This is a genomic window from Promicromonospora aerolata (genome assembly GCF_042682255.1).
Lineage (GTDB): Bacteria > Actinomycetota > Actinomycetes > Actinomycetales > Cellulomonadaceae > Promicromonospora > Promicromonospora aerolata.
The window spans coordinates 2,736,647-2,750,132 of the sequence record NZ_JBHUHF010000001.1; the positions used below are offsets into that span (position 1 = coordinate 2,736,647).

General features: G+C 71.2%; 6 protein-coding genes. 1 reads left to right on the top strand and 5 read right to left on the bottom strand.

What is annotated here, in order from left to right; genetic code table 11:
• The first annotated feature begins 163 nt into the window (after positions 1-163).
• Positions 164-1,138, top strand: coding sequence for a LuxR C-terminal-related transcriptional regulator (locus ACFSL2_RS12370; RefSeq protein WP_377198148.1), 975 nt, complete (start codon positions 164-166; stop codon positions 1,136-1,138).
• Here the strand turns inward: ACFSL2_RS12370 and ACFSL2_RS12375 are convergent.
• From ACFSL2_RS12375 to ACFSL2_RS12395, 5 genes are all read right to left on the bottom strand, one after another.
• Positions 1,131-1,418: a hypothetical protein gene (locus tag ACFSL2_RS12375; protein ID WP_377198149.1), complete on the bottom strand. Its 288-nt coding sequence runs from the start codon at positions 1,416-1,418 to the stop codon at positions 1,131-1,133. The genes ACFSL2_RS12370 and ACFSL2_RS12375 overlap by 8 nt on opposite strands.
• A 6-nt stretch (positions 1,419-1,424) precedes the next feature.
• Positions 1,425-1,577 carry a hypothetical protein gene (locus ACFSL2_RS12380; RefSeq protein ID WP_377198150.1) on the bottom strand — a complete coding sequence of 51 codons (153 nt, stop codon included), beginning with the start codon at positions 1,575-1,577 and terminating at the stop codon, positions 1,425-1,427.
• Between the two features lie 258 nt (positions 1,578-1,835).
• Positions 1,836-3,434, bottom strand: a complete 1,599-nt coding sequence (locus ACFSL2_RS12385; RefSeq protein ID WP_377198151.1) for a peptidase inhibitor family I36 protein — start codon at positions 3,432-3,434, stop codon at positions 1,836-1,838.
• 783 nt (positions 3,435-4,217) lie between these two features.
• Entirely contained in the window at positions 4,218-10,418 is a 6,201-nt protein-coding gene (locus ACFSL2_RS12390) for a S8 family serine peptidase (protein ID WP_377198152.1), read from the bottom strand.
• Between the two features lie 95 nt (positions 10,419-10,513).
• Positions 10,514-13,432, bottom strand: a complete 2,919-nt coding sequence (locus ACFSL2_RS12395) for a helix-turn-helix transcriptional regulator (RefSeq protein WP_377198153.1) — start codon at positions 13,430-13,432, stop codon at positions 10,514-10,516.
• Positions 13,433-13,486 lie beyond the last annotated feature (54 nt).

Sequence of the window (13,486 nt, forward strand, 5' to 3'; positions counted from 1 at the left end):
CGGAGAACGCGCAGGTCAGGACCATAAAGCGGGCAGTGGATGAATTCCGGGCGATTCCCTGGCCCGGCCCGGCACCCTGTGCAAACATGCGACACCGGGGCGGTCACCCGGGGTCCCGTTCGTCCGTTCGATCGGGAGGCAGAGGATGCTGCAAGGCCTGGGAATGTCCGGCACGGCCGAGTCGGTCTACCTGCAGATGCTGCGGGATCGCGACGCGGGTCCGGACCAGATCGCGTGCACGCTCGGCATCAGCGGGGCGGACGTCCGCACCGCGCTCGACGAGCTGTCCCGGCTGATGCTCGTCGAGGACTCGTGGGCAGGTGACGACGGCGTGCGTCCCGTGAGCCCGGAGGTCGGGCTCGCCGCCCTGCTGGCCCGCGAGCAGGCGCACGTCGCACGGCGCAACCAGGAGATCGAGGAAGGCCGGGTCGCGCTCGCCCGCCTCGTCTCCGAGCTGCAGAACGTGCGCAAGGGGCCGGACGTCGAGGTGCTCGAGACCGCGGAGGAAGCGCGGGACCGCCTGGTCACGCTCACCGGGCAGTGCACGCAGGAGCTGTGCACGTTCGTGCCGACCCGGGCGACATCGTCCCGCGCGCTCGGGTCGAGCCGTGCGCTGAGCCAGACGCTGCTGGACCGGGGCGTACGGATGCGCACCGTCTACCTGGAGAGCATCCGGAACGACCAGGCGACCTGGGACCACGCGACCTGGCTGCGCAACAACGGCGCCGAGGTGCGGCTGGCCGCGACCGTGCCCGTGCGCCTCCAGATCATCGACCAGGACCACGCGATGGTTCCCCTGACGGACACCGAGTCGGGCTCCGGTGCGGTCGTGATGACCTCGCCCGGCGTCGTCGCCGCCCTCATGGCCCTGTTCACGCAGACCTGGCGTTCGGCGACCCCGCTCGGCGCGGACCGGCGGCAGGACGACGACGGCCTGTCGGTGCAGGAGCACGAGCTGCTCCGTCTGTGGGCCAAGGGGGCGACGGACGAGGCCGCGGGGCGCCGGCTCGGTGTGTCCCTCCGGACGGTACGACGCCTGAGCAGCAACCTCATGGAGCGCCTGGACGCCAGCAGCCGGTTTCAGGCCGGAGCCCGAGCGCTGGACTGCGGCTGGCTGGACCCGGCGGACCTCAGCTGAGCCCCTCCGGGTCGCCCACCCTGACCGTCCCCAGCGTCCAGCCCGGCAGGCCGAGGGAGTCGGCAGCGGCGAGGACGAGACGGCACCCGGTCGCGGCCGCGCGCTCCACCGGGACCAGGAGGAAGAGCACCACACCCAGACCGGCGGGCAGCGGGCCCACATAGACGTGCATCAGCTCGTCCTGCGGTACGGCCACGGCCCGGACGGCCTCGACCACCTGCGCCGGCGTGATCCAGGCCGCGGCGGGTGGCGCCTCGACGGTGATCCTGACGACGCGCATCGAACGTCAGGGGCGAGCGGCGGACAGCGGTGTCGATTCCCACTGGGGGTCCGACTCCCACTGGGGGTCCGACGCGCTGGCCACCCCCTGACCCGCGCCGACGAGCAGGACGGCGGTCAGGACGACGGCGGCGATACGCCGCACGGGCTTGAGCTGCACGATGATTCTCCATTCGATGCGGGCTTTCCGGCTTCTGGGTTCTGGCCTCTCGTTCTGGCTCGATCCTTTCCCGCCCACCGCCGCACAACAAGGGAATCGCCTTGTCACGGAGGTGCCTGAGCGATGATTGCCGCCGCTACGAGAAATGGCACGGTCCTGCCACCGCATTCGGTGGCAGGACCATGCCTGCTCAGTTGTGCACCTTGCTCAGTCGGGCACCTTGCCCAGTCGTGCACCTTGCTCAGGCGGGCAGGAGGATCACATGTTCACGCGGATCCCGAAATCACCGCCGTACACATTGGTGACGTGCACGCTGTTCGAGGTGCGAGGTGGCGCCGCCTCCAGCATCTTTCCGTTGCCCAGATAGAGCGCGACATGGTAAGTGCTCGAGTAGCCGCCCCAGAAGATCAGGTCCCCGCGCTGCAGGTTGCTCATCGAGACGCGCGTCCCCTTGCTGACCTGCGCACCGGTGTAGGTGCCGAGGTAGATGCCCGCGCCCTGCCAGAATGCGTAGTTCATGTATTCGGAGCAGTCGAATCCGTACCGGTTGCGGTCGTCGTACCCGCTGGGGCTGCAGCAGACGCCGTAGCCCGGGCCGTGCCTGTCGCCGCCGTCCCAGGAGTAGCTCAGGCCCTGACCGGTCTGCGACAGCGCTGCCTGGATGACCCGCTCGACCTTCTCCGCGTAGTCACCGCTGGTGTCGCCGCCGCCGCCGTCGCCCGGGTCGCCGCCACCGCTGGCGACCGGGCAGTCGGCGGTGGTGATGAACTTGTGGGAGGCGTTGTTGTTGTACAGCGTGCCGTTCAGCTGTCCCTTGAAGCCCGGTGCCACTTCCTGCGAGGAGCCACCGTAGTAGCTGTTGAAATAGACGCAGACCGTCTTGCTGGACCGGTTCCACACGGACGCGGCGTTGTTCTTGATGCACTCGCCCTGACCGGAGCCGGCGCCCTTGAAGTCGTAGCACGACGGCTGGGTGGTGCCGTAGTCACCGACCGAGTCGGTGAAGTCCGAGATGGACCCCGCGTTCCCGCTGTTGTAGTAGTAGCAGAGCTCACCGCTCTCGCAGGTACCGCTGCGGGAACCGCCGCCGGGCGTCGAGGCGCCGACGAACTGGTGCGAGGCGTTGTTGTTGTAGACCGTGCTGTTGAGCTGGCCCTTGAAGCCCGGGGCGACGTCCTGGTACGAGCCCCCGTAGTAGCTGTTGAAGTAGACGCGCACGGTCATCGAGGACCGGTTCCAGACGGACGCGGCATTGTTCTTGATGCACTGGCCCTGACCGGCCCCCGCGCCCTTGAAGTCGTAGCACGTGGGCTGTGCGTCGCCGTAGCTGCCGGCAGACTCGGTGAAGTCCGAGATGGAACCCGCATTACCGCTGTTGTAGTAGTAGCAGAACTCGCCACCCTCGCAGGTGCCGCTGCGCGCCCCGGTGTCGGTGCCCGCCGTGCCGACGAACTGGTGCGAGGCATTGTTGTTGTAGAGCTCGGCGCTGAGCTGGCCCTTGTATCCCGGGCCGATGTTCTGATAAATGCCGCCGTAGCCGGTGTTGAAATAGACGCGAACCGTCTCGCCGGACCGGTTCCAGACCGAGGCCGCATTGTTCTTGATGCAGTCGCCCTGGCCCGAGCCGGAGCTCTTGAAGTCGTAGCACGACGGCTGCGTGGTGCCGTAGTCGGAGACCGACCCGGTGAAGTCCGACACGGACCCCGCATTGCCGCTGTTGTAGTAATAACAGAATTCGCCGCTGTCACAGTTCCCGTCACGCGCGGCGGCGGACGCAGGTACCGCCACACCGACCACGGCCCCCAGCATCGAGGCCATCAACGCGAACACTGCGAGAAGCGCAGACGCTCTTCTCATCACCATTCTCCTTCCACAGGGTCGCCGGGCGACCCAAGGTTTTCCGGTCCGGAGCTCCGAACCGCACAAGGAGATGTTGGCAATAGCCGAAAGCGTCGGGAAGTGGGAAAAAGATGCCACGAGTCCGACGCGTTGGCCCGGGACAGACCGCCGGAAAGTGGCCGCACACTGCCGCGCGCACCCCTGGCACCAGTGGGCCACCCACCCGGAGGTGCGGCGATGCGGGGCGTACGGCGGTGCGGGACGTAGGCCGGTGTGCCGGTGCACCGGCGCCGAACCGCAACCTGTCCGTACACAGCGAGCACCAACCGAAATTTACGAGTCCACACACGCTCCGATACACATGCTCCATGCGGCTCGGCACTCGCGATGACTCGTAACGTGCGGCTCGGCAGCACCAGCGACCCGTAACCTGCGGTTCGACCGCTCAGTGGTCCTCACCCGCCGTGCCGAACCGCAACCTGTCCGTCCACACCGGACACCAACCGAAAGATACGAGTCCACACACGCTCCGATACACGTGTTCCGTGCGGCTCGGCACCGTCAGCGACCCGTAACGTGCGGCTCGGCACCGTCGGCGACTCGTAACGTGCGGCTCGGCACCGTCGGCGACTCGTAACGTGCGGCTCGGCACCCCCAGTGGCTCCCAACCTGCGGCTCACCAGCGGACGAGCACCGGGACCACATCTCCCCGCACACCCCACGGGAGAGCCTCCCCGGTGAACTCACCGGGGAGGCTCTCCCGCACGAACACCCGGCCGAGGGCGTCGCAGTACGGCCTGGTCAGAGCCGCGGGTCCTCCCGAACCGCCAGCGCGCTGAGGACCGGGTGGTGCTTGCCCGTCTCGCCGACCAGCTCGACGGTCAGGTCACCGCCCGGGTGCTCGATCGTGGCGCTCTGCTGGTCGGCGGTCAACCGACCGACCTCGGCCTGGACGTCGTGGTCGTGGAGCAGAACCTCTCCGTTCGCCAGCACGTCGAACGTCCGCCGGCCGACGGCGACGTGGTCGATCTCGGCGAGTCCGAGGTCGATCTGGTAGCCGCCTGCCGGGACGTCCTCGAACACGTAGCTGAACGTCCGGCCGGTCCGCTGGGTGCGGAACAGCGCGTCGTCCTCGGTGTTCTCGATGTCGGCGCGGGTCGCCCGGACCCGTCCGTCGACATGTCCCCACTCCCGGTCGGAGTGGAGCGCCTGGTCCGCCGACCAGACGAGGCCGTCGGTACCGACCGTCCCGGGCCCGCCGACGTCGACACCCAGCCAGTACGCCGACGTCGCCATCCGCGCCCGCTCGTACTGCTCGGCGTCCCGGCCCGCGGTCGAGGACACCAGCACGTCACCGACGAGCAGCCCGGGTTCGATGCCCGCGTTGTCTGCCGACACGGTGGCCGTGGTGGACTCGCCCACGCCGAGCTCGACCGCACCCGCCGCGGCGTCCCCGGCCATCGAGAGCCAGGGCAGGTCGACGGGCTCGTGCTCCCCGTCCCCGTCCCGGCCCTGTTCGGCCAGCTGGACCTCCAGCGGGGCCGTCCCGGTGTTGGTAACGGTCAGCTCGGCCGTCGCCCTCTGGTCCGGGCCGAAGAACCACTCGAGGTCGTCCCCGGAGATCTCGGCGATGCCGGTGGCCAGTGCCGCGTCGAACGCCTCGGCCTGCCCCTTCTCGGAGACCGTCACTGTGTCGCTGGTCGGGGCGTAGTTCGCCGACCGGACGTCCACCGTGTGCTCACCGACCAGCGCGCGGGCCTTCCAGCGTCCCAGCTCGTCGGCGATGATCGTCCGGGTGCCGCTGTCGGGCGCGGTCAGGGTGACGACGGCACCGGCGACCGGCTCGTCGTCGTTCGCGTCGGTGACCTCCCCCTCGATCGTGCCCGACTCCAGCAGGACATACTCCAGCCCCGCCCCGGCGGTCAGCACGGGCTCGTCGTAGGAGTACTGGGTCACCCGGGTCCCGTCCAGGCTCTCGATGCCCACGGTCGCCGACGCGCCCCGGGTCCGGGGGTCCTCCCCGCCGACGCCGTCGCCGTAGCCGACCTGGATGCGGCCGTCCTCGACGAGCGTGACCGAGAAGCTCACGCGCTCGGTCCGCTGGTCGTCGAAGGTGACGTCGCGGTACTCGATCACCTGGGCGTCGAGTCCGTCAACCTCCGTCGTGCCGATGTGGATCCCTGCCTCGTCGTCCACGAGCAGCTCGTCCCAGAACGGGTAGATCGCATCGGCGGGCCGCCGTGAGGGCAGCTCGGTGTTGGGCGAGTCGGACCGCCTGCGGTCGAAGGTCAGCATGCCGTTGTTCGCCACGCAGACCCCGTCCCACGTCGTGTCGTAGAACGGGAAGTCGAAGCCGAACCACAGCACGCCGCAGCCGCGGGTACCGGACCAGCCGGTCTCCGTGGTGCCCTGCCGGTACACGCCGGAGGTCTCCGTCACCTCGTACGGCTGGTCGACCGGAGCGACCGGCACCTCGCCCGGCTCCGGCTGCTCCGGCTCCGGGCCCGGCGTCTCGGCACCACGTGGGTCGAGCGTCACCCGGAGCGCCGCGAGCGCCGGGGACCGCAGCCCCTTGGCGCCCCTGAGCTCCACGGTCAGCGGACCACCGGTGTGCTCGACGGCGGCCGTGTGCCAGTCGGCGGTCTGCCGGCCGGCCGTGCCGGCCGGGTCGTAGGAGTACAGCGTGAGCGCGTCGTTCACGAGCACGTCGAACACGCGCCGGCCGGGAGCTGCGCCCTCGATCTCGGCGAAGCCCAGATCGATCGCGTAGGTACCCTCCGGGACGTCGTCGAACGTGTAGGACAGGTGCTCGTGCCGGGCGGTGCGCTGGGCCTGGAACAGGGTGTCGTCCGTGGTGCCGTCCACCGCGCCCTGCGTGGAGATCTCCTTCGTCCTGCCCTCGTACCCCCACGGGCCGCGGTGGGACGCCTGGTCGGCCGACCAGTCGAACCCGGTGCCGTCCGTGAACGCCTTGCCGCCGGCGTTGACGCCGACCTGGTACTCGGTCGTCGTGAGGGTGACGGGGACGTACTCCTTGGACTGCCGGCCGGAGTCGGACGTCACCACGATGTTGGCGCCGAGTACTCCCGGATCCAGGTCCTCGGCCGAGAGGTCGACCTCGACCGTCGTCGACTCGCCCGGGGCGAGCGTGCCGCCGGACGACGAGAGCGACAGCCAGGGCAGGTCCGTGATCAGGTCGTCCTCGACGTCGACGAGCAGAACCTCGTCTGTGAGCTGGTCGGTCGCCCACAGGGCGCCGGTGGCGTCGGTCGCGAGGCCGCCGCCCTGCCGCTGCTGCTGACCGGGGAACCACCAGGCGTTGACGAGCGAGCAGTCGACGGGGTCGACCTGCAGCAGCCTGCTGGGCCGGCCGACGGCGCGGTCGGTGTACCAGATGGTGTCCGACGCCTCGTTGTACGCCAGGCCCATCACCTCGGGCAGCGGCGGGGAGCAGTAGGAGAGGAACTCCCCCGGTGTCTCGTGCGACGTGCCCGCGACGGTCCCGATCGCGCCGATTCCGCGGCCGCCCACGTAGAAGACGTCCAGGTTCGCGTTGTAGGCCAGCCCGGTCAGCTGCGTGTTCGACCAGGCGCCCTCGATCTCCCGGGTCTTGTCCCCGGTGTCCGGGTCGAAGCAGTGGATGAGGCTCGCCGGGCTGTCCTCCATCTGGCACATCTCGCCGGTCAGCGTGTCGAACGCCAGGTCGAAGGCCCGGTAGTCGGGGTTCCACTCCGCCGCGAACTGCTTGCCGGTCTTGCGACCGGTCACCGTGTAGGCGGTGTTGGTCCGTGCGGTGTAGTCGTGGATCCACACGTCGCCGTCGTAGCCGAGCCCGGTGGGCTCCTTCTCGTCGAGGTCGCCCTCGAGCTCGATGCGAGTGATGACGTCGCCGCCCGAGTGGGTGCCGACCTGGTCAGCCGCCTCAGCGAGGACGGCCTCCGCCTTCGCGCTCGCACCGTCGGCCTGCGACGGCTCGTGGTCGCCGGCGGCGGCCTTGGCCGCCGCCTCGTTCCAGGCCGACAGGTCGATCGTGCTGTCGGCTCCCGTGCCCGTGCGCGCCGTGGCCGCTCCGGTGTCGAGCTCCGGGTGGCGCGCCGCCTCCCCCAGGTCGTACGTGAGGGGGGCGGAGCCGGAGTTGGTCAGGGTCAGCGACCCGACGCCGTTCTGGTCGGTGCCGAGCACGGCGTCCAGCCCGTCCGTCGTCAGGTCGGTGACGCCGGTGGCGAGGCGGGCCTCGATCTCGGTCTCGGCGTAGAGCTCGTCGAGCGAGAACTCGTGGGACTCGGTCACGTAGTCGGGCGCCGAGACGGTCACCGTGTAGTCGCCCACGGGCAGCTGTCGGCGCATGACACCGGTGGAGCTCGTCGTCAGGCTCTCGACCAGGCCGTCCTCGTCGGAGATCGTGACGTTCGCCCCGTCGACCGGCAGGCCGTCGTTGCGGTCGGCGACGGTCAGGTCGAGGTACCCGAAGTCAGGCAGGTCGTAGGTGACGACGAGCCCGTCGTGGAGCACCGGTGACCGCTCCGAGAACCGGATGCCGTCGACGCCTTCCCAGCCCTGGATGCCCGTCGTCGCGACGAGGCCGGCCGTCAGCGGGTCGCTGCCGCCGACACCGTCGCCGTAGGCGACGATCACCTTTCCGGACCGGGTGAACGTGGTGGAGAAGCTGACGGTCCCTTCCGACTCGCGCGGCCATGCGGAGCCGCCCCAGACGGTCATGTCCCGGTACTCGACGACGAACGCGTCCTCACCGTCCACCGTGGTGGACGCCGTGTAGACGCCGCCGCTGTCCGCCCGCAACGGGCTTGCCACGTAGAAGGGGAACACACCCGCCCCGCCCACGCCGGGCCCCGAGATGGAGCCGTCCACGGAGATGACGCCGCGCCTGCCGATGTTGAGGGTGTCGTGGGTCCCGTTGTAGAGCGCGATCGGGGACGGCAGCGAAACCTGGGTCCACACCCCGCTCGGGAACTCGACCTTGTCGGTGCCGCGCCGGAAGTCGCCCTCCGAGACGGCACAGGTGTAGCCGCCGTCGTCCACGACGAGGTCGACGGCGATCTCGACCGGCCCCGTGTCGGGCCCGACGGCCAGGGGAACCGTCGTCGGCGAGAAGCACGCGTTCGGCAGCACCTGCAGCAGGTACTCGCCCTCGGGGACGTCGGGGATCGTGAACGTGCCGTCGCCGTCCGTACGGACGGCGTCGAGCGGTGTGCCCTCGACGGAGACCTCCGCCCCCGGCACGGGCTGCTCCTCCGCGCCGAGCACCACACCGCTGACCTCGTGGGTGGGCGCCGTCCGGAGCGCGACGTCGACCGTGGTGTGCTCGCCGATCGTGACGGTGGCGCTCGTCGTCGCCGGTACGTGCCCGAAGGCCGTCGTGGTGATGTCGTAGTCGCCCGCGGGCAGGTGCAGCGAGAACGCGCCGTCCTGGTCCGTGCCGACCGTGCGGTCGAACGGGCCGCTGATCGTCAGCTCGGCGCCGCCGACCGGCTCGCCTCCTGCGGTGACGACGCCGCTCAGCGTGCCGCCTTCCTGCGGCGCGAGCTGGAGCAGCCGGACCAGGTCCAGGCGCCCTTCGCCGTACTTGTTGTTGAGCTCCGCGGTGCCGCCGCACGACGTGTCGTCGACGTCGTGGGCCGATTCCGCGAGCAGCCGGCGGGTCTGCTCGATCTGCCCGACGAGCGTCGGGTCGTAGCTCCACAGCGCCGCGACGGCTCCCGCGACGTGCGGAGCCGCCATCGACGTGCCGCTGATCGTGTTGTAGCCGTTGCCCGGCCACGACGACCGGATGCCGACGCCGGGTGCGGAGATCTCGGGCTTGATCACCCCGTCCTCACCCTCGCCCTTGCGGGAGAACGCGCCGAGCACGCCGTTCGAGGCGAACGCGCCCACGGAGTAGGCGTCCGGGTGCGCACCGGGTGAGGAGACCGTGTCGCACGCCGCGCCCGGTGAGGTGTTGCCGGCCGACCAGACGCTGAAGATGCCGGCCGCCGACCACGCCTCGTCGATCGCCGTGAAGAAGTCGGAGTAGGCGTGCTCCGCCGACGAGCCCCAGGAGTTGTTCACCACGTGCGGTCGCTTCGACACGTCCGGGTTCTCGCCGTCCAGGTCGGTGGGGGCGAGCAGCCACCAGCCCGACTCGAGCAGCGTCTCGAACCCGGTGGCCTCGCAGCAGCCGTCCGTCGCGATCCACTGCGCGTCCGGGGCGACGCCCACCTGGTTGCCCGCCTCGTCGTCGCCCACCATGGTGCCCATGGTGTGCGTGCCGTGACCGTTGTCGTCGCAGGGTGCGTCCCCGCAGGTGCCCCGGGTGCTGAACCAGTTGTAGTCGTGCTCGAACGTGCCGTCGGCGGCGGTGCCGCGGTACGTGCCCACCAGTGCCGGGTGGTCGAACTGGACCCCGGAGTCGAGGTTGGACACCGTGATGCCGGCTCCCGTGGCCCCCATCTCCCAGGCGGCGGGTGCGTTGATGTAGTCGAGTCCCCACTCGACCTCGGACTCCGCGGTGCGCGCGGCAGGTGCGGTGGGTTCCGGCTGCACCGGTTCGACGAGCCCGACGTCCGGGGTGTCGTGGACCTCCGCGACCGCCTGGTTCGCGGCCAGGTCCAGCGCGAGGCTCTCGGTCGCGTCCTTGACCAGCACCGCGTTGGCGATCGGGAACGACTCGTAGCCGACGCCGGCCGCGTCCAGCTCGGCAGCGACCGTCGCCAGCGACTCCTCTGCGGTCTCGGTCAGCGCGTCGTAGACGAACTGACCGCGTTCGGTCCAGTCCGCGATGCGCTCGGCGGGCGCCAGGTCGGCACGCTCCTCGAATCGGAGCCACATCTCCGTGGTCTGGTCGTTCCGGAGCGACGCCCGCAGCTCCGGCTGGATCTTGTCGGCGGGCTCGACGGCGTCGGCCGTCGGCTCGGGTGGCGGCGTGGCCGCCCACGTGGGTGGCGCGGCACTCAGGCTGAGGCCCGCCACCAAGGTCAACGCTGCCGTGACGGCAGTCAGTCTCACTGGGGCATGGATCATGGGGCCTCATGCTCCGGTGGTCGTGCGCGCCGTCGCTATCCTGCGGATACGTCATTGTTCACACAACGTCGGCGCACTGTTCACGACGCGTCTGCGACGGAACGCTCCTGCGAGAGCACACCGGTCTCGACCGCCACGACGGCGAGCACGGTCCGGGAGGTGACCTTCAGCTTGCGCATCGCCGCGCGCAGCTGCTGGTCCACGGTGGCCGGCGACTTCGCCAGGATCTTCCCGATCTCCCGGTTGGTGTGGCCCTCCACCACCAGGCGGACGACCTCGAGCTCACGGGGCGAGAGGCTGTCGCCGTAGCCTCGTCGGCCACCGCGCCACAGCCGCGGGACGTCCGCGCCGAGGTCACGCAGGCGGCGCGCCACCCGGTCGGCGTCGCCTCGCGCACCGAGCCGGAAGAGGTCTTCGTACTGGCGCGCCATCAGCTGCTGGCCCTCGGGTGCTCTGCCCGCCGCGAGGAGCGCCTCGGACTGCTGCTCACGGGCCCGCAGCGCGTCGTACGGTCGCGGCAGCGCGGCCCAGGCCCGGGCCGCTCGCGCGTACGCGGCCGCCGCCCGGTCGTGGTCCCCGGCCGTAGCGGCAAGGTGGGCGCGACAGAGCGCGAGAGCTGCGCGCGGCCCCGGCGCCGAGCGGCCGCGCAGGCCTCTCGCGAGCTGAGCGGTCAGCCGTCGCGCCGCCGTGTGCTCCCCGACGGCGAGCTGCGCCTCGACCCGCGCGGGCACGATATCGGTCGCCCACACCCACACGCCCTTGCTCTCCAGGGCGTCCATCGGTCGGTCCGTCACTCGCAGCGCCCGGCCGGAGTCGCCGTCCGCCAGCCACAGCCGGGCCAGCGCCGCGGCGGGCTCCATGGTGTCGTCGACGGCGCCGAGCCGGACGGCCTCCTCGAGAACCAGCCGGAACTGCTCTTCCGCGGCACGCGGGCGCCCGGCCGCGGCTGCCAGCCGGGCGGCCAGCCGGACGCTGGCCAGATAGATGGTGGGCCGGTCCCGGTCGGCGTCCGCGAGAGCGGCACCACGTTCTGCCAGCCCTTCCCACCGGCCGGTGTGCCAGTCCAGGTTGGCCTGTTCGATCTCGACGTTGTACCGCAGGCGGGCCGCCTGCTCGGTGTCGGCGAGCCGCAGGGCGACGTCCAGATGCTGCTCCGCGTCGGCGTACCGGCCCCAGATCAGGGCTCCGGTGCCGATGTTCGCGTGGATGCGGGCCAGATCGAGGCGCTCGGCCGAGTCGGCCGCGTCGAGCGGCAGCTCGGCGATGGCGTCCCAGGCGCTCTCCTCGCCGAGCATGAGGAGCGCGGCCGCGCGGTTGCCCGCGAGGTTCAGCCGGTCGGGTGGGGACGCGACGTGGGCCGTCATCTCGGCAGCGCGCTGCAACCATCGCAGGTGGGTCTGCGCCGGCCACGGCCCCGCGTAGGCCCAGCCCAGGTACGTCATGGCACGGGCGGCCTCGACCGGCTCGTGGTCGAGGCCGGCCACCGCCTGCTCGAGCTGGGCCAGTGCCGCGGTCGCCTCGCCGCCGAGGATCAGGAGCCTGCCGAGCGGGTTGCGGATCCCGGCCTTCTCCCGGTCGGACAGCCCCGGGGAGCCGAGCACGGCGCGCAGGGTGCGGATCACGCGGTGGTAGACCTCGTCCACCGGCTCGCGTCGGCTCAGCGCGGCGGTCGCGGCGGCTCGTGCGACGCGGGCCAGGTCGTGCGGTGGCAGCTCCGCGGCCGACAGGACCTCGTCGAGCAGGACGGCCGCCGTGGTGTGGTCGCCCGAGGCCACGGCCTGCTCCGCGGCCCGCTCGGAGTACCGGAGCCACGGCTCGGCCTCGCCGGCCTGGTGAAAATGGTGCGCGAGGCGCGCGGCGGGCATCGGGAGGACGTCCTCCAGCACCCGACCGGCTCGCAGGTGCAGAGGCTGCCGGACGGCGCGCGGGATCGCCTCGTAGACGGCCGTGGCGGCCAGCCGGTGCCGGTACCGCCAGCGGCCGCGGGCGTCACTGTCGAGCACCGCGGCGTCGGCAGCCTCCGCCAGTCCGGCTCGGGCCACGTCCGGAGCCAGGTCGGCGATGGCCGCGATCGTCGCCTCGGACGACGGCTCCGCCAGCGTCGCCGCGGCCCGGAGCACTTGTTGCGCCGGCGGCGAGAGCCGTCCCACCCGCTCCCGCGTGCAGTCGCGCACCGTCGGCGGCATCGGCAGCTCACCGAACGTCTGCCTGCCCCACTGCCCGTCGCGGACGACGAGGTCCGCGCGGTCGTCCATGAGCCGCACCGACTCCTCCAGCGCGACCGGGATCCCGTCGGTCCACTCGTGCAGAAAGGTGCTGAGCTCGGCCGATACCGGATGTCCGCCGAGCATCGACGACACCATCGCGGCCGTGTCCTCCCGGCGCAGCGGCGACACGACGATCCGCGCCTTGGCCACACCGGCGGCCGTCCGCGACGTCAGGCGCAGCAGGTGCGATTCCGTGCCCACCTCGTCGGGCCGGTAGGAGAGCACGAGGCTCGGTCCGAGCTGCTGCTGACGGGCAGTGACGAACAGGAGGAACTGCAGGGTCACGTCGTCGGCCCAGTGGGCGTCCTCCACGACGAGGACGTCCACGCCGAGCGCCCGGATCACCTCGTCCAGGGCGCGGAACAGCCGGTGCCGCGCTGACCGCGCGTCGGACAGCGGCTCCGGAGCAGGCGGCAGGTCCGCCGACCACTCCGGGAACAACGGGCGCAGCGCGCCGGCGAGGTCCGTGAGCCCGAGGTCCGCGACCGGCACATCGATCCCGCGGAACGCATCGACGACCGGGCCGAGGGTCAGCGGCTCCCGGAGCGGCGGACACACGGAGAACAGGGTCTTGCCCGCGCGCTGGGGAGCCGTGGCGAGCCACTCCTGCAGCAGACGGCTCTTGCCGAGGCCCGCTTCCCCCTCCAGCAGCACGATCGCCGGTGGCCGGTGCAAGGCGGCGCCGAGGGCCGCCAGCTCCCGATCGCGCCCCACGAGCTGCGGCGCGGACACCGTCGGAGAAGATCCGTCGTCGGGTGGCGCGCGGTGGGGCATGGGTGATGGTCT

Coding starts and splice junctions, on each gene's coding strand:
- ACFSL2_RS12370 (WP_377198148.1), top strand. CDS start 164: ATGTCCGGCACGGCCGAGTCGGTCTACCTGCAGATGCTGCGGGATCGC.
- ACFSL2_RS12375 (WP_377198149.1), bottom strand. CDS start 1,418: ATGCGCGTCGTCAGGATCACCGTCGAGGCGCCACCCGCCGCGGCCTGG.
- ACFSL2_RS12385 (WP_377198151.1), bottom strand. CDS start 3,434: ATGAGAAGAGCGTCTGCGCTTCTCGCAGTGTTCGCGTTGATGGCCTCG.